Below are 16352 nucleotides of genomic sequence, written 5' to 3'. Positions count from 1 at the left end.
GTAATTAGTTGGCGGGACGAGCTATCGCCATTGATAATACTGTTTATCAATGCGAAGTTGCTGATGACTTGGGGGAAATACATGATCCGCATAGCAATCGTTGTGGCCATGGCAGCCAGTGCGTCAGCATGCCAGTCGAACGTGCCTTATGACACGAGCAAGCAGACCTGCAATATGTATGAGCTCGACGGGGACCAACACAAAGTTTGCGCCCCGGACACACCGAACAAAGTATGCAATGTCTGGAGCAATCAGAGGGGCGACAAAAGGATATGGTGCCAACCGCTCACTCGGAAAGCAACCGATCCCAAGGCCCGCGCCAGACAGCTTGCAGGAACCAAATACCCTTGATTCGACTTCATCCGCTGGCTTTCCCCATCCCCACCATCTCCTGCGCCGACAAAAACAGCAGCACCACGTCCGACATGCCGAGCAGTGGCGTGAAGGTGACTATTGCGATGCCGCCCGTGGCGTTGGTGCGGGTCAGGCCTTCGGAATAGATGTCGAGCGGTGGTTCCTCGTCGAACCAGACGCCGTGCAGCGTTTCGCCCTGCCATTTCTCGCGGCCCTTCTCAAAACTCTTGAACGACAGCACCGATTCATCGGCCTGCACATCGCCGCCGCCGCCGTGGCGGACCACGACGCTGTCCAGCGCGTGCGGCGCGCCACGCCCCATGATGGTGCTGAGAATAGCGTCGGCCGGGATCATGCCGGTGCCCCAGGCCGCCGGCTGCTGCGGCGGGCCAAGCAGGATGCGCTGCGGGTTGTCGCGCGTGCCTTCGCCGGTAACGCCGGCCGCCCAGAACCGCACGGCGGTATCGAAGACCTTGCCTTGCCACCAGTTGGGATAGCGGCCGGTGAGGTGCATTGCCCATTCGGCGCCGCCGGCCCTGGTCTTGCCGAGCTGATTGCCGGCCATGAACAGCCGCTCGCGATTGGTCGCGCCGGCCGCGTGGAACTCGGCCTGTCGGGGATAGGGCCGATAGGCGGCAAGCTGGTTAGTGCGGCGCCTCCGGTCCAGCTCCGCCAGCAGGCTGAGATATTCCTTCCTTGCCGCCCGGCTGTGCGAGGCCTGTTGCGAGGCCCGGCTTTTCGAGGAACGGCCTGAGGACGGCTTCGAGGCCGCGGATGCGCTGCCTGATTTCGTCATCGCTCAATGCATCCAGACTGTTGATGTTGACAAGCAGGTCCCTTGGCAAATCCTTGGGCAATACCGACAGCACGATCTTCAGATACTGGTCGGGCTTTTCGGTGCGAACCTCGGCGATCACGCCGGCGCCATGCGCCCGGAAATCGGCGCGGATGGCTTCAAGGAAACCATCGCCCAGCGTTTTTTTTGCTCGCCTCGGCCGGCCGGAGGGCCTGGGTTCCGTCACATCAGGCGGTTCGAAAGGATCTTCGGCCATGCTACCCCGCCGTCCCGGCGGACATCGCCGGCTTCGCCGTTTTCTTGAGTGCCGACGTGGGTTTCTTGCGGGACTTCGCCCGCTTGCCGGGGCGCTTAGCGTTTGGCTTCCGCAGCCGGCTTGCCGCATCGGGCTTTGCCTTGCCGGCTTCGGGGAGGGCTTTGAGCGCCGCCCGGACGTTGCTCATCGCACCGGCGCCGACGCCCGTTCGCGAAAACCCAAAGCCGCCGACCACATCGACGGAACCGCCCCGGACCATGCCGATCCGCACGCCGTCCGCGATCGGCTCGACCCGGCCGCGGCGCGCATCGGGCATGCCCTCGAATTCGCCGATGGCGCTGACCACCTCGCGGCCGTCATCGTCGGTGAAGATGGTGGCATAACGGTTGGACATTGGCGGTCTCTGGGAGGTGCAGTATTCGTTACGGGAAAGCGTCGCGATCCTTCGCGCCCCCTCTGTCCGGCAGGACAGGACAGAGGGGGTGCTGTCCCGCCGACATTTGATATCGGCAACACAGGCACAAACATTCGAGAAGGCTAAAAACAAAAACCCGCCTCGGCGGGCAGGTCGTTGGCGCAACTCAGCACCATGACTATATTCCTAGCATAGCTGCCGTCACAAAGCAAGCGAAATCTCGTGGGCCGGCCCAAAATTCGGCCCCGCGCCGCGATATGCTGCAGCTGTCCGGATCGGAACCGGCGTTCGCGCGTTTGCAATTTTGCCAATGGGAGCAAAGCCATGAATGTCGCCAATCTGCAACTCGAAGGCCTGCTGATGGCCGTCGCATCGATCAATCAGGTCCTGGTCCGCAAGGGCGTGCTGACGGTCGAGGAGATAGACATCGCCTTGCGCAAGGCCGAAGCCAGCGAGACCAGCGAGGAGCGGTCCGAAGGCATGTCGGCGTCGAGCCGCGATGCCGTCAACTTCCCGATCCGGCTGCTGGAACTGGCCAATCAGTGCCAGCCGGAGGCAGATATGCCGTCGTTCTCGAAACTGGCGCGCATGGTCGGCCAGATGAAGGAACCCTACAACGACCAAATGTGAGGCGGCGAACAGAACTGACGCGCCGAGGCGGCCAGTCTAGCGGCCCTGCATGATCCTGATGACCTTGCTGTTGTCGGCGGTGGGCGAATGCAGCTTCACATAGTCGGCGTAGGTCAGCCTGCCATTGGCAAGGGCATTGCTGATACGGCTGCAGAAGGCTGTCTCGTACTTCGCCACGCTCACATCCATGATCGCGGCGTAAGTCTTCTTTTCGCCGAGCGGCGTGGCTCTCTCTCTTGCAATGCAGTCCTTGATGACCCTGCGCTTCACGGCAGGGCTGCCTTCAAGTGTGGCATGCATCGTGTTGAACTCTCCTTCCGTCAGCGTGGTGCAGCCGGCAAGCAGTGACGTGCCGACCATGACGGCAGCAAAACGCGTGGCGATGTTCATGAATTCCCCCCAAAGACCCGCGTCTTGCTTATCGCGTTCAAAGTCACAAGTACAGAGGCAATACAAGTCGACCTTCGCCGAGCCGAAACATTAGGGGCGGCAAATATATCGTACTACGCCCTGCTCCGTACTTTGCGACCGCAACTCCCGGATCAGGATCTGGCGAATGCACGGTTCAGCGTCAGCACGCGGCCCGGCCCGTGCACTGCGGCAAACAGCAGCCCGGCCAGGAAAGTAAAATGATCGACGAAGAAGCCGAATTCGGCCTGGTTGCCGGCCCAGTGCGACGGCCCGTGGAAGGCAAAACCGAGGAACAGCACATAGGCGCCGGCGACAAGAGCGGCCTGCGAGAAGAAAGCGCCGGTCAGGAAGCACAGCACGAGGACGATTTCGAGCAGCGCCGCGCACCAGGCCAGAAACAACGGGAACGGAAATCCGGCGGCGGCGATGTAGCCCGCGGTGGCGCCCATATCCATGAACTTGAAGGCCACCGCCATCAGGAAGACAGCCGCGAAGATCAGGCGGCCAATCAGGATTGCGGCGGTCTGCCATGGCGTTTGAAGGACTTCGGACGGCATGTCTCTCTCCCAGCTGTTGCGACGGTTTCGACCCAAGGACGATCGGTCGGCCGCAAGTCCGACATCGGCAGAAGCTTTCTATGCCCTATCTCCTCATGAATAAACCGCCCGGCTGCGATCGATGCAGCGCCGCTGCTTTTTTGCGTTCACCACCAGGATCCAGCGACGGCCTTGACCGACAGGAGTTCCTCGCCTAGTGAATAGACAGACCTGTCTCACTGCTTAGGGTGACAAGCCATGATCTCATCATCGCCGCTCGGCTCCGACAAGCGCAGGCACGTCGTCGAAACCGCTTATGCACTGTTCAAGCGCGACGGCTTCCATGCCACCGGCATCGACCGGATCATCGCCGAGGCGGAGGTCGCCAAGATGACGATGTATCGTCACTTCGCCAGCAAGGACGATCTGATCGTCCAGGTGCTCGACTATCGCGCCCGGCGTTTCGACCGTCAGCTCGATCGCCTTGCGGAAGAAGCCGTCACGCCCGAGCAGAAGATCGCGACCATCTTCGACTGGTACGAGCGCTGGTTTCGCAGCGCCGATTTCCACGGCTGCCTGTTCGCGCATGCGCTGGCAGAGTTTGGCAACCCAGAGCACCCGGTGTTCAAGGCCGTCGCGGGGCAGAAGAACGGCCTCAGGCGCAGGATGCAGTCCATCCTCGAGGACATGATGCCGCCGGACCGAGCCGCAAGCACGGCGGCGGCGCTGCTGATGCTCATCGAGGGGGCAACTCTCATGGCTGAGATGGGACAGGCCGGCACAGCCATTTGCGATGCCCGCAAGGCTGCCTTCAGCATCATCGCCGCTCCCAGCGCCATGACCGCGCCATGAGCGCGACGGTCATCGGGCTGGCACTGCTTGCCGCAATCCTGCATGCAAGCTGGAACGCCTTTCTGCGAACAGGGGCCGACAGGCTGTGGACCGTCACCGTGATGAGCTTTTCGAGCACGGTGGTCGCCATTCCGTTGGCGATCTCCAGCGCGTTTCCGGCACCCCATGCCTGGCCCTACGCCGTGCTCTCAGCCTGCCTGCAGGTCGGCTACACCATGTTTCTGGTGGCTGCCTACAGGAACGGCGAACTGGGCCAGGTCTATCCGATCGTCCGCGGCAGCGTGCCGCTGCTGGTCACACTTGGCGGATTTCTCCTGGCCAACCAGCATCTCGCCCTGCCGCAAATCCTCGGTGTCGGGCTCGTCGCCGGCGGCATCATGAGCCTTGCCTTGGGAAAGGGACGGACAGACATCACATCGATCCTCCATTCGCTGGCGGCGGGTGCGATCATCGCCGCCTATGCGACGGTCGATGCGATCGGCGTTCGTCAGGCGGGAAGCGCCACTGCCTACACCGCATGGGTTCTGCTGATCTACGGTGCCCTGCTGCCGGCAGCCTTCATTGCCTTCCGTGGCCGGCTCGTCGTCGATGTTCGCTCTGCCGAAACGCTTAAGGCGCTCGGCGGCGGCGTGTTCGCGCTGCTGGCCTACGGCCTCGTGGTCGCCGCTTTCGCGCTCGGGCCGGCCGGCCCGATCACGGCGATCCGGGAGACCAGCGTCATCTTCGCGGCGTTGATCGGTTGGCTGTTTCTCGGCGAGGTGCTGACGCCCCGGCGCATCGCCGCCTGCGCCATCGTCGCACTTGGCGCCATCTGCCTCGGCTATCAGCCGTGAGACTCCGGCGGGGCGCCAAGCGGCCTACTCGGCTGCCGCCTCCGGATGGCTGATCGGTGCCCGCACCGTCCCGTACTGGCTGCCCCAGCGGTCGGTCATCTCGCAGCGTATGTCCCACAGTTCCGGGAAGAAGCGATGAAGGGCGCCGGCCTGCAGCAGTTCGACCGGCCGGCCCTTGAGCGATTTCGAGCCTAGCCCGATCGAACGGTGGATGAGGTAGAGATGATTGGCGCGGAATTTCTGGAACAGCTCGTCGAATTCGATCAGCGCCTCGGCGACGACATAGCTGTCGCCGTGATCATACCTGATATCGTAGACATCCTCGACCGAGAGCCCGCGACCATCGAGATAGGACGCCTTGAAGGCCCGCCACAGGTCCGGCGGCATGCGCAAGAGCAGCTTGAAGCCCGGCGATTCCTGGCCGCTGCCATTGCCGAGTTGCAGGCGAATCTCCTGGTATTCCTTGGGCGACATGGTTTCGAGCAGGTCGAGCTGCGCCGTCATCATGCGCATCAGCCGATGCACGCGCCCCATCAGCGTAACGACGCGATGCGTGTTCTGCTGTTCGAGGAAGTCGACGACATCGATCAGCGTGTAGGTGATGAGCTTCATCCACAGCTCCTCGACCTGATGGACGATCTGGAACTGCAGCTCGTCGGCATTCACCATCTCGGCCAGCGGCTTCTGGCAGGCGAGAAGCTTGTCGCACCTGAGGTAGACGCCGTAGTCGCGCATCTCGGGCGCTTCGATGCGGGCATAATAGTCCGGCTTGTGCATGGCAGCTGCTCCTTTGCCCGGCCCATCGGGGGCATCCGAGCATGAAGAATAAGCGCTTTTGGCTTGAACATTGTTCCATTCTGTTATTCAAATAGCGAGAATTGAAAGACGAACTCCCATTCATGGAGCCGTCTTGGAGAACGTTTGATGCTGGATGCCCTTGACCGGAAGATCGTCGCAGCGCTGGAACGCGACGCGCGTACCTCCTTCGCTGTGCTCGCCGACGAGGTCGGTTTAAGCAAGACGCCGTGCTGGAAGCGGGTCAAGGCACTGGAGGACGCCGGCATCATCCGCGGCTACTCGACACGGATCGACCCGGCAAAACTCGGCTTCGGCATCGAAGCTTTCATCCAGGTGTCGATCGATTTCGAGCTTTCCGAAGCCTTCGAGGCCGCCGTCCAGGCGCACCCGCTGATCCGGCGCTGCCACGCCACGACAGGCGAGGCCGATTACCTCCTGCAGATCGTGACGGTCGACATGATGGCGCTGGACAGGATGCTGCGCGTCGAGCTCAGCCGCCTGCCCGGCGTGCGCCGCACGATCACCTCGATGGCCATGCGCGAGATCAAGGGCGACATTTCTTTCGCCAATGCCGTTGGGCATACGCAGCAGAAGCGATAGGCGCTCGGCAGCGGCCGGGTTCGTTCGATTGGAGCCAGTCAACGGGATGGTTCGGGCTGCGGTTTTGTCGGGCTTTTCTATCCCCGATGCCGGGCTTGGGGCTGGATCGACATCCGGCTCCTTCTGCTGTTCGGCGTCAGCTTTCCGCTTCGGGCAGTCTTCGTAGCCGTGGTCGCGCCCGCCGCAATAAGCACAGCATTTTGCAGGGATATCGGGGCGAAACATCGTCATGCATTGAAATGCACGTGGCGCCGGTCTGGTTGCGTCGCACCGTTGCTTTTCGCTTACATTAGGGATTTGGCGCTGAATCCGAGGCTTAAGGCGTGTAGCCCAGCGCGGCCAAGGCCGACAGCCCTGCAACCAGGCCAATTGCGATAACAATGCCGAAATGCCGTTCCAGGAATTTGCGCCCCTGCCAATCGTATCGCATATCTGAAACTCCGCCGCGTAATCTGGGGCAATGTGTTCAGGCGTCAAGGCCGGGGTCCTTGACAGGCGGTAGACAGGCAGCTGCCATTGTTCATATCGTGGTTCATATCGGAACGCGGAACGACACCTCATGGCCGAGCATTCTTCATCGGCGGGAGAAAACCACTCCCAGCCCGCTGCGGCATCTGACCCCCGCCTGGCCTTTGTTTATGCCGAAGCGGTGCGGGGTCTCCTGCATCAGCAGAACGTGGTGGAGAGCCTCAATACGCGAGCGGGCAATCTGATCTTTGCAACCGCGTTCGTGAGTTCTCTCCTCGGCGGCAGGGCTCTCCTGGACGGACTGGGGCTGTGGGACTGGCTGGCGCTGGCGTTGCTTTTCCTGATCGGGCTGCTGGTCGTGATTATGTTGTGGCCCTACTACGCCTATACGTTCCGCTTCGATCCAGAGCAGCTGCTCCAGGACTTTGTCGATAAAGACCCTTCCGGCACCATGGATGTGATGCACCGCGCGCTTGCGCTGCGCATTAAAACCGACATGGCCAGCAATTGGCGGATCATTCAGCGCTTGCGCATGTCGCTACAGCTTGCCTTGTTTCTATTGTTGCTGGAACTTCTGGCGTGGCTGTTGGCCATAACGCGAGTCTAGGCTCAGGGCACATTGTCCAGCATGGTAAAGACTGCTTTGAGGTTAGATACGCGACAATCTATCGTCCTAAAGCTGAGCTTCGATAGCCGCCTTATCTATAACCGACCATGCTTGTACAATTTTTTTGTCACGAAATTCGTAGATAATATTCTCGGCAAAGGAAACTCTCCTCCCGTTTACAGGGAGACCAAGGAACATTTCTTTCGGTGTACAGTCGAACGCTAGCCGGCTCGCTATATAGGGCGGATCGGAAATCAGCATCTGAACGTTGAAATGAAGGTCCGGAATTTCAGCAAAGTCTCCCTCCAGCATTTCGAGATAACCTGATAACCCCAGCCGCCGGCCGTTGTGGATCACCTCATCATGAACGAACTGTCCCAGCTTCGGCCAGTCCTGCTTATTCAGGCAGGCAATGTAGTGTCGGTAGACGTCGGAGAGGTCGGTTTTAATCACGGCAATTGCTCCTATCTTCTACAAGGCCCTGCTGAAAAGGGCGTGTCTCGTGCTCAAGCAGATGACGGCATGAAGCGGCTTCATGCGCGGATGAGAAAGTGTTAGACAGCGTTCACTTCCTCTACTCCCGCTTCGTCTAATGGTAGGACAGCGCCCTTTGAAGGCGTGAATCGTGGTTCGAGCCCATGAGCGGGAACCAGCAGCTCCCCAGCCGGGCAACCGATCGGTCTTGATCCGATCAGACTGCTGCATCGCGCAGCAATGCCCGGGGGGACCGGTGTGCCCGCCTTTCCGAATGGTAAGGATGGTCGGCCGGACCAGGGCACCCTATATCGACCGGATGTGACGGAGGACGACATGGCCGACGACAAATCCAAGAGCAAGCAGGACCGCAAACCGGCCTCCGGCGAGGAGCCTTACGACGTTGCGGCTTTTGCAAGAAAATACGGCCTACCGCCGAGCGAGGCCGCGACCATCATCAAGCGGTACGGGCCTTCGAGAAAGAAGCTCGATGCGCATATGGCGAGCCGCAACGCCTGATCCGCATCCGGCGGCGTCGACCCGGACCATCACCGCGGCCGGATCATCATCGCGGCCGGATCCATCACTGCGACTTGACCATACCGCGTGTTTCCGGTGCCTGCCGGCGCTATCGGCCGGATTCAACGCCAGGTTTCAGGAACGCAATAACTCTTTTACTTTGACGCGATACCACCTAGCGGCCAATCGTTGGGGGTCGAATGTCGGACGGTGCATTGCGTTTTGAATGTGTCATGGAGCCAAACGGCAGATGGATGGTGTGGGACGTCAGGCTCGATCTGCCGGCCCAGTTTTCGGCGCTTGCGCTGATCGGCCTGTGTCACGATGAGGCCGTTTCGCTCTGCAGCCTCTTGAACGAGACAGGCTCCGAGACAGGCTCGAAGGAGGCCCGGCAGAGCCGGGCCTCCTGATGATTGCGCCGACTGCCGGATAATTTCCCACTCGCTTGTAATACTGCTTTGGCTGCGGATATTGGCACGGCAGGCAAATGTCGCGCGCCTGCCCGCTCGCCATTTGCGCTAGACCGGATCCTGCCTTGATAAACAAAGGTACTAAATCAGCTGACTAATCGGTTCACATTGGCGAACCGGCATGGCCAAAAGTCGAACTGGAACCATCCAGCATTTTGCGGTCTCTTCGGCGGAAGCCTATGAGGCGACCTATGGAGCGCGGATTTATAGCTGTTGCTCTTATATTAGCTTAAGAGCATATTTCGTCAGCCGGCGAACTGCCCAAGCCGGTTAGGCTCGGCGCCATTCCCCTCGATCCCTTGACGCCGAGCCGCGGGGATCGGCAGCGCTGGAGGCGAACCATGCCGATGTATCTCTCACGATTCAGCTATACGCCCGAGACCTGGGCGCGCCTGATCGAAAACCCCGAGGATAGACGCGAGGCAGCCCGCACCTACATCGAGTCGGTGGGCGGAAAGCTGCACGGGTTCTGGTATGCCTTCGGAGAGCACGATGGCTGGAACCTGTGGGAGGCGCCAGACAACGTTTCGATGGCATCTGTCATGCTGGCTATCGGTGCGGGAGGCGCGATCAACTCGTACGAGACCACCGTCCTCCTAAGCGTCGAAGAGACGATGCAAGCGCTTGGGAAGGCAAAGTCGATCCGCTATCGTCCGCCGGGAAAGCCCTGACCAATTCGCAGTGTCGACGCTGGAACTGTTCTGGACGTTCTCGCGGCTTTTAGGCTTTCTCACCTTCGACCGACGCGAATCCGATCTCGCGCGTGACGGATCGCTGCCGTCCTGCAGCCTCGCACCCGGCCAGCGGATACTATGCTCGCCGTCCAGCTGGCAAAGCCGCTTGCGCGCTCGCCCGTGCCACGATCGCTTGCAGCGGCTCCGGCCGGTGCAGCAGAAATCCCTGGCCGAAGGCAACGCCCATACCCCTGAGGATGTCGAGCGAAGCCTGCTCTTCGATCTTCTCCGCCACCACGGAGCAGCCGAGGCTTCTGGCGATGCCGGATATGGCCGAGACGATTTCGCGGTCGAAGCGGCTCTCCGCAATATGCTCGATGAAGGAGCCGTCGATCTTGATGGCGTCGACGGGAAAGCGCCGGAGATATTCGAACGAACTCATGCCCGCCCCGAAATCGTCGAGGCTGACGCGGCAGCGTCGCTCGCGCGCCTTGCGGACGAACTGTTCGGCAGCAGTGAAATTGGTGACTGCGGCGGTTTCGGTGATCTCGAAGCCGATGCCGGAATGCGGCGCCCCGGTCTCATCGATGACGGCGTCGACGAAATCCCAAAGCTGCGGATCGCTCAGGGTTTGCGCCGACAGGTTGAAGCCGAGCGTGAGCGCCCCTGACTTCAGCGCCGGACCATAAAGCGAGAGCGCCGTCCTGATGATCCAGCGATCGAGCCGCGAGGCTATGCCGAACCGCTCCGCCGCCGGGATGAACTCGCCCGGCGGGATCAGCCGCCCGCTGCGCCCGGCGAGCCGCGCCAGGACCTCGACATGGCGGCTCTCTTGCAAAGGTGTTCCGAGCCGATGGATTTCCTGGCCGAACAGTTTCAGCCTTCCGTCTTCCATGGCATCGACGGTGTCGGCCGCCAGCCGCGCCGCATTGAGACCGCTGGAACCGGATGTTGTCTCAGGGGAGAACACCGCGAAGCGATTGCGCCCGGCGGCCTTGGCCGCATAGCAGGCGTCGTCGGCGCAGGCGAGCGCGTCGGCCACCGCGGTATTCTCATCGGCGACAAAGGCGATGCCGATGCTGGCCGCGAGCTTGCGCGACGCCGCCGTCGAGCCGAGGTCGGCATCGCGAACCGCCGCGAGAACGGCGCCGGCGAGACGCTCGGCTTGCGCTGCGTCGCAACCAGGCACCAGCAGCGCGAACTCGTCGCCGCCGAGGCGCGCGGCATGCACCGACGGCGGCAGACAGCCCTGAATGCGCTTGGCGACGCTCTTCAGTGCAAGGTCGCCGGCGGCGTGGCCGGCGAAGTCGTTCAGAGCCTTGAAGTAGTCGAGATCGACGTAGAAGATCGCGAGCGGGCGCGCCGTTGCGATATGCTCGGCCAGCAGCCGGTCGAATGCAGCGCGGTTCAGAAGGCCGGTCAGCGCGTCATGGTGGGCCGCATGGGCAAGTTCCTGCTCGCGTTGCTTCGCCTCGGTGATGTCGCGCACCGTGCCCAGGATCTGGCCCGACGACTGGGCGTCGGCGATGAGCCGTATCAGCGATTCGACATGTCTGATTTCGCCGTCCCGCTTGATGATGCGGTATTGCACGGCGACGACCTTTTGGGTTTGCAGCGGCGCCAAGTGGGCCCGCTCGGCGTCGGCCCTGTCATCCGGATGCAGATAGCTGTGCCAGAGGTCTTGCGACACCTCGTCGGTTTCGGCGACAAGCCCGAAGATTTCCCGCGTGCGCTGGTCCCAGTAGCTTTTGCGTGCGGCGAGATCGTGATGCCAGATGCCGGTGCCGCTGGCTGCTAACGCCAGGCGAAAGCGGACGTTCACCTGCTCAAGCTGTGCTTCCGCTTGCTTCTGCTTGGTGATGTCGGTTTGGACGCCCATCAGCCGGAGCGGCCGGCCTTCCGCGTCGCGCTCCACCACTCCGCCGCGATCGAGAACCCATACCCAGTGACCGGATTTGTGTTTCAGCCTGAGCTCGGTCTCGATGGAATCGGTCAGCCCGGCAATGTGGCGTTCGCCGCTGGCCACCGCCCGCTCGCGATCGTCGGGATGCGTCAGTTGCAGCCAAAGGTCGCTTGTCTCGGCAAGCTCGCCCTCGCCATAGCCGAGCATCTGCGACCACATTGTCGAGTAGAAACAATCGCCGGTCCTGAGATCCCAGTCCCAGACGCCAAGATGCGCGCGTTCGAGCGCCAGCTCCCAGAACTCTCCGTTGCGATCCTTCTTGTCAGCCATGCCTTGGACTTCGCCTGCCCCATCGCGGCCATTGTGCGACAAAAGCAACGAAGAAACCGTTACTGCGCACGGAGCCGGCGAAGGGGCCCACAGGAGGCACGGGGCGGTTGCTTCTCCGATGACAGGCACGTTGACCCCGGCCGGTCGCGGCAACGAGGATGCGGAAGTCATCCGACCTAGCGCCTATGCGATCTCCCGCAACTGGTTCCATGAGTTGAGGCTGTCCAGCGCTGGTGGGTTTTACCTCAGGGCAATCGCTTCAGCTTTGTGCTGCCCCTCATCTGCCTGCCGGCATCTCCTCCCCATAGAGTGACGAGGAGAAGGGGCTGGCCGCAACCTCGGCACGTTTTCTGCAACGCTGGAGACTGGCGAAATCCGTGGCGAAGGGTGTCTTTCTCCCCGCCACTATACGGGGAGAAATGCCCGGCAGGGCAATGAGAGGCGGCGCCGTTATCGACAGTGGTCAACCCAACACCCGGTTGGAGCAATTTTGTCTGAAGCGATTGCCCGGCGTTATCTCCTGGCCGCTATCCCAGCCACCACCAAAGCCCGCCCAGCACCGCCACTACCCCGGCGATCGACAGCCCGAGCATGATGTACGATCCCTTGATGACGTCGCGGATCACCTTCTTGACGCTTTCGCGGTCATTGAGGTTCGGGAACGGCTCCTGCGGTTCCGCCACGCCGAGAAAGCGGCACAGCGGCCCCCAGCCTTCGGTCACCGTGAACACCAGAAGCTTTTCCGGCGGCACGGCCGCCTTCACCTCCTCGGTGTAGGCGTTGTAGCGCGCGATCGCCCGCTCGCGGTCGTCCATCACGCCGGCCAGTACACGGCCCCAGATCAGCTTGCGCGACATGTCGCCGAATTTTCGGCCGAACGGCGTCAGCCACTCCAGGATCTTGAACTGCCAGAGGTTCTCGGTGAAGTAGATCGTATCGATCGTGCTGTCGTACCAGCCTGCGGCGCCGCGCGGGTGAAGCGTCAGCAGCAGCTTGGCATCAGGGTATTCGGCCAGCAATTCCCGCCATACGCAGCAGCCGGGATTGTCGACCGTCGCCGTGTAGTTGGCAAACACCCGGTCCCAGTCGTGCGGTGTGCCGGGCTTGCTGTTCGCCACCTTGCGCCAGAAGTCGAGATGGCCCTTGTTGGCCTTGTTGAGGATCACTTCCTGCATGTGATAGCAGGGAAAGCCGAGCCTGTTCAGCGCGGCAAAGGTCGACCATGTGCCCGTGCGTCCAAATCCCGCGCCGATTACCTTGAGCGCCATGTAATCCTCCCCCTTGGCCCCATTCTTGGCCCACGTTGCGCCCAGCGCACCCGGCGCGCAACAACTTTCCATCGTGCCTTCCGCAATAGGTCTGCTCTTTTTGAATGGAACAGCACGACGCCACGATGCATCTCAACCAGAGGATGCATTAAGCATGTGCACACTTCTGATCCATTTGCCACTTGCGCAACCATTGAAAGGGTGAAAACGTTGGTCCGGGGTAAATGGGCAAGGGTGGCCGTCGCGGCTGTTACAAGCTCCGGGACGGCTTTGAAAAGCCATGAATTTTCCACAGTTCCTGGTGGGGATGACCACCGCGTCATTCGTCGTGGCGCTCTCGACTTTTTTGGCAACGGGTTCAATCTGGAAGGCGCTGGGCTGGACGGTCCTTACCTTGATCGTTTCGCAGGTTGGATATTTTTTGCTCGTCGTCCAACTGATCTACAGAGCCGGGCGAAAGACACATAGGTGATCCGCGACCGCGAGTGCTGGACCTACGAGACGGTATGCGGTTTTGGCGCGTGTCGAGATTCAGGTTACGCGCCGGCAGAATATCAATGTGCTTAGATCATGATGCGACCGAAATAGATAAGATGGTCTAAGCCTTTTGAAAGCGGACTTGTTCGGTTCTGGGAATGTGCATTGGACGTTCCGTTACTTTAGTGAACCAGTATATATTTCCGGATACGTATGTCTGGTGCTGGCAGCACGGAAGCCTGCCTGTGGCTTGTGTAATAGGACAGGCTTGAGGGCGATCGCTGCCCTTCTCGGGTCATCGTAACGGTATGGATCCCTAGGTCTGCGCTCCCGCTTCGCCCTAGGATGACGAACGGGGGAGTGTTGTTCAGCCAATCTCGAAGTTTGAGATTTGGCATCAACCGCCACCCGCACGCGGCGACGCAACTGCCAATCTTCACCGTCCGCGATTGGCCTTAAGCAGTGATGCCTTCGTCATCCTAGGGCGAAGCAGGAGCGAAGCGACGTCGCGGAGATCCTAAAATGACTGCTGTTACAGTGGTCGAGGAGCGCGACGCCGAACGTCTCCGGCTCCACGCGTCTGGCCAAAGCCGCTCATTCGGCCGCCAGCTTGTCCTGCGTCTTGGTGTCGAAATCGCTGGCGTCGTGGCGCTCGTGCAGCTGCATCGCCGGCTCGCCGAAGGCGCGGTTGACCATGCGGCCGCGCTGCACCGCCGGCCGTGCGTCGATTGCTTCGGCCCAGCGCTGCACGTTCTTGTACTCGTCCACTGCCAGGAAATCGTCGGCGTCGTTGTACATGCGGCCCTTGGCCAGCCCGCCATACCAGGGCCACACGGCCATGTCGGCAATCGTGTAGGCATCGCCGCCGAGATACTCGCTTACCGCCAGCCGCCGGTCGAGCACGTCCATCTGGCGCTTGGTCTCCATGGCGAAGCGGTCGATGGCATATTCGATCTTTTCCGGCGCATAAGCATAGAAATGGCCGAAGCCGCCGCCGAGATAGGGCGCCGAGCCCATCTGCCAGAACAGCCACGACAGGGTTTCTGCACGCGCCGGCTGCTCGGTCGGCAGGAATTCGCCGAATTTTTCGGCCAGATGCACCAGGATCGAGCCGGATTCGAAGACGCGGATCGGCTTTGGCCCGCTGCGGTCCATCAGCGCCGGGATCTTGGAGTTGGGGTTGACCTCGACGAAGCCGCTGCCGAACTGGTCGCCGTCGTTGATCCTGATCAGCCAGGCGTCATATTCGGCACCTTTGTGGCCGAGCGCCAAGAGCTCCTCCAGCATGATCGTCACCTTGACCCCGTTCGGTGTCGCCTGCGAATAAAGCTGCAGCGGATGCTTGCCGACCGGCAGCTCCTTGTCATGCGTCGGGCCCGCGAACGGCCGGTTGATGCTGGCGAAGGCGCCGCCATTTTCCTTGTTCCAGGTCCATACTTTCGGCGGTGTATATCGGTTCATCTTGGGAGGCCTTGTGTTGTGAGCGGGGAGCGTCTTGGGAAGGATCAGCTTGCGCGATGAGAGCGGGAGGGTGAGGCAGGTTCGTCTACACATAGATACAGGTAGTGCGGTCGCCAGGAAGTTCAACTTATGTTGAACTATTGCCGATGCCGCGCGCCCCTTCTCCCCAATAGGCCCCAAGGGGAAGGCCTAATCGATGCCCTTGCGCCTCGTCACGTGCGCCATACCTATAGGGATATCGGGCCTTGCCGGCCCACGCATCGCTTGCCGGGATTGAGAGCATGACCATCGATACGATTTTGCGGTCCATCGTGGCGGTGCGCGCCTCGATCCCCGACGACGCCTTCACCGCCAACGCGCTGGGCACGAGCCGGGAAGGTAGCGGCGTGGTCATTCGCGATAACGGGCTGGTGCTCACCATCGGCTATCTCATCACCGAGGCGGAAGAAGTCTGGCTGACCGACCATAACGGGCGCGTGGTTCCTGCCCACGCGCTTGCCTATGACCAGGAATCGGGCTTCGGCCTGGTGCAGGCGCTGGCCCCGCTCGGCCTGCCCGCCGTGGCTTTCGGCGACGCGGCCAGGGCGATGGCCGGCGACCCCGTGGTGCTCGCCGACGGCATCGGCCAGGCGATCAGGGCGCACATCGTCACCAAACAGGAATTCGCCGGCTATTGGGAGTATCTCCTGGACGAGGCGATCTTTACCGCGCCGGCCCATCCGTCATGGGGAGGTGCGGCACTCATCGGGCAGGACGGCAGGCTGCTTGGCATCGGTTCGCTGCGCCTGCAGATGAGCCGCGCCGGCGAGATCGCCGACATCAACATGGTGGTGCCGATCGACCTTCTGCCGCCCATTCTCGACGATCTCCTGACACGCGGCCAGGTTGCCAAGCCACCGCGCCCATGGCTCGGCGCCTTCTCCGCCGAAAGCAATGGCGAGGTCGTGGTGATGAGCGTCGCCGAAGGCAGCCCCGCCGCCGAAGCCGGCTTGCGCCAGGGCGACATCATCTCGGACGTCCGCGACGGAGAAGTCGACGGGCTCGCCGATTTCTATCGCAAGCTGTGGCAGAACCCGGCGGGCGCCGAGATCCCATTGCGGGTGGTCCGCGACGGCCGCGAAACCTGGCTGCGCGTCAAGTCGGCCGACCGCAACAGCTTTCTCAAGAAACCGCAGCTGCAGTGAAGCAGTCCGTACCGGTCAGATCTTCGCGATGCGGGG

The 16352-nt window shown here is 61.6% G+C and carries 19 protein-coding genes and 1 tRNA gene; 10 read left to right on the top strand and 10 right to left on the bottom strand.

Annotated elements, in window-relative coordinates; translation table 11 throughout:
• Window positions 1–358 precede the first annotated feature (358 nt).
• The 3 genes from ACWTU8_RS04400 to ACWTU8_RS04390 all read right to left on the bottom strand — a co-directional run bounded on the left by ACWTU8_RS04400 (window position 359) and on the right by ACWTU8_RS04390 (window position 1800).
• A complete protein-coding gene (locus ACWTU8_RS04400; protein WP_455847176.1) occupies window positions 359–919 on the bottom strand; it encodes a terminase large subunit domain-containing protein in 561 nt (186 codons plus the stop codon).
• A gap of 79 nt (window positions 920–998) precedes the next feature.
• Window positions 999–1406, bottom strand: a complete 408-nt coding sequence (locus ACWTU8_RS04395; RefSeq protein ID WP_455847175.1) for a hypothetical protein — start codon at window positions 1404–1406, stop codon at window positions 999–1001.
• A gap of 1 nt (window position 1407) precedes the next feature.
• Window positions 1408–1800, bottom strand: coding sequence for a hypothetical protein (locus tag ACWTU8_RS04390; RefSeq protein ID WP_455847174.1), 393 nt, complete (start codon window positions 1798–1800; stop codon window positions 1408–1410).
• Window positions 1801–2145: 345 nt separating this feature from the next.
• On the opposite strand from ACWTU8_RS04390, the gene ACWTU8_RS04385 reads away from it, so the two are divergent.
• Entirely contained in the window at window positions 2146–2451 is a 306-nt protein-coding gene (locus ACWTU8_RS04385; RefSeq protein WP_023803842.1) for a hypothetical protein, read from the top strand.
• 36 nt (window positions 2452–2487) lie between these two features.
• On the opposite strand, the gene ACWTU8_RS04380 is transcribed toward ACWTU8_RS04385, so the two are convergent.
• Window positions 2488–2841: a hypothetical protein gene (locus tag ACWTU8_RS04380; RefSeq protein WP_455847173.1), complete on the bottom strand. Its 354-nt coding sequence runs from the start codon at window positions 2839–2841 to the stop codon at window positions 2488–2490.
• Window positions 2842–2993: 152 nt separating this feature from the next.
• Window positions 2994–3419, bottom strand: coding sequence for a DoxX family protein (locus ACWTU8_RS04375; RefSeq protein WP_455847172.1), 426 nt, complete (start codon window positions 3417–3419; stop codon window positions 2994–2996).
• Between the two features lie 237 nt (window positions 3420–3656).
• On the opposite strand from ACWTU8_RS04375, the gene ACWTU8_RS04370 reads away from it, so the two are divergent.
• Entirely contained in the window at window positions 3657–4250 is a 594-nt protein-coding gene (locus ACWTU8_RS04370; protein ID WP_455847171.1) for a TetR/AcrR family transcriptional regulator, read from the top strand.
• Window positions 4247–5083, top strand: coding sequence for an EamA family transporter (locus ACWTU8_RS04365; protein WP_455847170.1), 837 nt, complete (start codon window positions 4247–4249; stop codon window positions 5081–5083). Before ACWTU8_RS04370 ends, ACWTU8_RS04365 begins: the two co-directional genes overlap by 4 nt.
• A gap of 24 nt (window positions 5084–5107) precedes the next feature.
• On the opposite strand, the gene ACWTU8_RS04360 is transcribed toward ACWTU8_RS04365, so the two are convergent.
• The gene (locus ACWTU8_RS04360) at window positions 5108–5860 is read right to left on the bottom strand and encodes a tryptophan 2,3-dioxygenase family protein (protein ID WP_287331152.1); all 753 of its coding nucleotides are present in this window, start codon (window positions 5858–5860) and stop codon (window positions 5108–5110) included.
• A gap of 147 nt (window positions 5861–6007) precedes the next feature.
• On the opposite strand from ACWTU8_RS04360, the gene ACWTU8_RS04355 reads away from it, so the two are divergent.
• Together ACWTU8_RS04355 and ACWTU8_RS04350 are read left to right on the top strand one after the other, a co-directional pair.
• Window positions 6008–6481, top strand: a complete 474-nt coding sequence (locus tag ACWTU8_RS04355) for an Lrp/AsnC family transcriptional regulator (RefSeq protein WP_029351781.1) — start codon at window positions 6008–6010, stop codon at window positions 6479–6481.
• A 559-nt stretch (window positions 6482–7040) separates the two neighbouring features.
• On the top strand, window positions 7041–7556 hold the full coding sequence (locus ACWTU8_RS04350) for a hypothetical protein (protein WP_095520879.1): 516 nt from the start codon (window positions 7041–7043) through the stop codon (window positions 7554–7556).
• A gap of 66 nt (window positions 7557–7622) precedes the next feature.
• Here ACWTU8_RS04350 and ACWTU8_RS04345 read toward each other — a convergent pair whose 3' ends face one another.
• Window positions 7623–8009: an ester cyclase gene (locus tag ACWTU8_RS04345; protein WP_455847169.1), complete on the bottom strand. Its 387-nt coding sequence runs from the start codon at window positions 8007–8009 to the stop codon at window positions 7623–7625.
• A 125-nt stretch (window positions 8010–8134) separates the two neighbouring features.
• Here ACWTU8_RS04345 and ACWTU8_RS04340 point away from each other — a divergent pair.
• The 4 genes from ACWTU8_RS04340 to ACWTU8_RS04325 all read left to right on the top strand — a co-directional run bounded on the left by ACWTU8_RS04340 (window position 8135) and on the right by ACWTU8_RS04325 (window position 9690).
• Window positions 8135–8208: transfer RNA gene (locus ACWTU8_RS04340), tRNA-Gln, on the top strand.
• 158 nt (window positions 8209–8366) lie between these two features.
• Complete coding sequence (locus ACWTU8_RS04335; protein ID WP_455847168.1) at window positions 8367–8549, top strand: DUF3606 domain-containing protein; 183 nt, start codon at window positions 8367–8369, stop codon at window positions 8547–8549.
• Window positions 8550–8782: 233 nt separating this feature from the next.
• Window positions 8783–8959 (top strand): hypothetical protein, encoded by a 177-nt coding sequence (locus tag ACWTU8_RS04330; RefSeq protein WP_455847167.1) that lies wholly within the window; start codon window positions 8783–8785, stop codon window positions 8957–8959.
• Between the two features lie 401 nt (window positions 8960–9360).
• Complete coding sequence (locus ACWTU8_RS04325) at window positions 9361–9690, top strand: GYD domain-containing protein (protein WP_065009070.1); 330 nt, start codon at window positions 9361–9363, stop codon at window positions 9688–9690.
• A gap of 139 nt (window positions 9691–9829) precedes the next feature.
• Here the strand turns inward: ACWTU8_RS04325 and ACWTU8_RS04320 are convergent, their stop codons facing one another.
• The 3 genes from ACWTU8_RS04320 to yghU all read right to left on the bottom strand — a co-directional run bounded on the left by ACWTU8_RS04320 (window position 9830) and on the right by yghU (window position 15132).
• Window positions 9830–11926 carry an EAL domain-containing protein gene (locus tag ACWTU8_RS04320; protein WP_455847166.1) on the bottom strand — a complete coding sequence of 699 codons (2097 nt, stop codon included), beginning with the start codon at window positions 11924–11926 and terminating at the stop codon, window positions 9830–9832.
• Between the two features lie 527 nt (window positions 11927–12453).
• Entirely contained in the window at window positions 12454–13194 is a 741-nt protein-coding gene (locus tag ACWTU8_RS04315; RefSeq protein WP_455847165.1) for a sulfotransferase family protein, read from the bottom strand.
• A 1071-nt stretch (window positions 13195–14265) separates the two neighbouring features.
• Window positions 14266–15132, bottom strand: a complete 867-nt coding sequence (gene yghU, locus ACWTU8_RS04310; protein WP_455847164.1) for a glutathione-dependent disulfide-bond oxidoreductase — start codon at window positions 15130–15132, stop codon at window positions 14266–14268.
• 281 nt (window positions 15133–15413) lie between these two features.
• On the opposite strand from yghU, the gene ACWTU8_RS04305 reads away from it, so the two are divergent.
• Window positions 15414–16316 (top strand): S1C family serine protease, encoded by a 903-nt coding sequence (locus ACWTU8_RS04305; RefSeq protein WP_455839507.1) that lies wholly within the window; start codon window positions 15414–15416, stop codon window positions 16314–16316.
• The last annotated feature ends 36 nt before the right edge of the window (window positions 16317–16352 follow it).

The sequence above is a fragment of the Mesorhizobium sp. BHbdii genome, assembly GCF_053848045.1.
This window is presented reverse-complemented; position numbering and strand designations above follow the sequence as displayed.

Coding starts and splice junctions, on each gene's coding strand:
- ACWTU8_RS04400 (WP_455847176.1), bottom strand. CDS start 919: ATGGCCGGCAATCAGCTCGGCAAGACCAGGGCCGGCGGCGCCGAATGG.
- ACWTU8_RS04395 (WP_455847175.1), bottom strand. CDS start 1,406: ATGGCCGAAGATCCTTTCGAACCGCCTGATGTGACGGAACCCAGGCCC.
- ACWTU8_RS04390 (WP_455847174.1), bottom strand. CDS start 1,800: ATGTCCAACCGTTATGCCACCATCTTCACCGACGATGACGGCCGCGAG.
- ACWTU8_RS04385 (WP_023803842.1), top strand. CDS start 2,146: ATGAATGTCGCCAATCTGCAACTCGAAGGCCTGCTGATGGCCGTCGCA.
- ACWTU8_RS04380 (WP_455847173.1), bottom strand. CDS start 2,841: ATGAACATCGCCACGCGTTTTGCTGCCGTCATGGTCGGCACGTCACTG.
- ACWTU8_RS04375 (WP_455847172.1), bottom strand. CDS start 3,419: ATGCCGTCCGAAGTCCTTCAAACGCCATGGCAGACCGCCGCAATCCTG.
- ACWTU8_RS04370 (WP_455847171.1), top strand. CDS start 3,657: ATGATCTCATCATCGCCGCTCGGCTCCGACAAGCGCAGGCACGTCGTC.
- ACWTU8_RS04365 (WP_455847170.1), top strand. CDS start 4,247: ATGAGCGCGACGGTCATCGGGCTGGCACTGCTTGCCGCAATCCTGCAT.
- ACWTU8_RS04360 (WP_287331152.1), bottom strand. CDS start 5,860: ATGCACAAGCCGGACTATTATGCCCGCATCGAAGCGCCCGAGATGCGC.
- ACWTU8_RS04355 (WP_029351781.1), top strand. CDS start 6,008: ATGCTGGATGCCCTTGACCGGAAGATCGTCGCAGCGCTGGAACGCGAC.
- ACWTU8_RS04350 (WP_095520879.1), top strand. CDS start 7,041: ATGGCCGAGCATTCTTCATCGGCGGGAGAAAACCACTCCCAGCCCGCT.
- ACWTU8_RS04335 (WP_455847168.1), top strand. CDS start 8,367: ATGGCCGACGACAAATCCAAGAGCAAGCAGGACCGCAAACCGGCCTCC.
- ACWTU8_RS04330 (WP_455847167.1), top strand. CDS start 8,783: ATGGAGCCAAACGGCAGATGGATGGTGTGGGACGTCAGGCTCGATCTG.
- ACWTU8_RS04325 (WP_065009070.1), top strand. CDS start 9,361: ATGCCGATGTATCTCTCACGATTCAGCTATACGCCCGAGACCTGGGCG.
- ACWTU8_RS04320 (WP_455847166.1), bottom strand. CDS start 11,926: ATGGCTGACAAGAAGGATCGCAACGGAGAGTTCTGGGAGCTGGCGCTC.
- ACWTU8_RS04315 (WP_455847165.1), bottom strand. CDS start 13,194: ATGGCGCTCAAGGTAATCGGCGCGGGATTTGGACGCACGGGCACATGG.
- yghU (WP_455847164.1), bottom strand. CDS start 15,132: ATGAACCGATATACACCGCCGAAAGTATGGACCTGGAACAAGGAAAAT.
- ACWTU8_RS04305 (WP_455839507.1), top strand. CDS start 15,414: ATGACCATCGATACGATTTTGCGGTCCATCGTGGCGGTGCGCGCCTCG.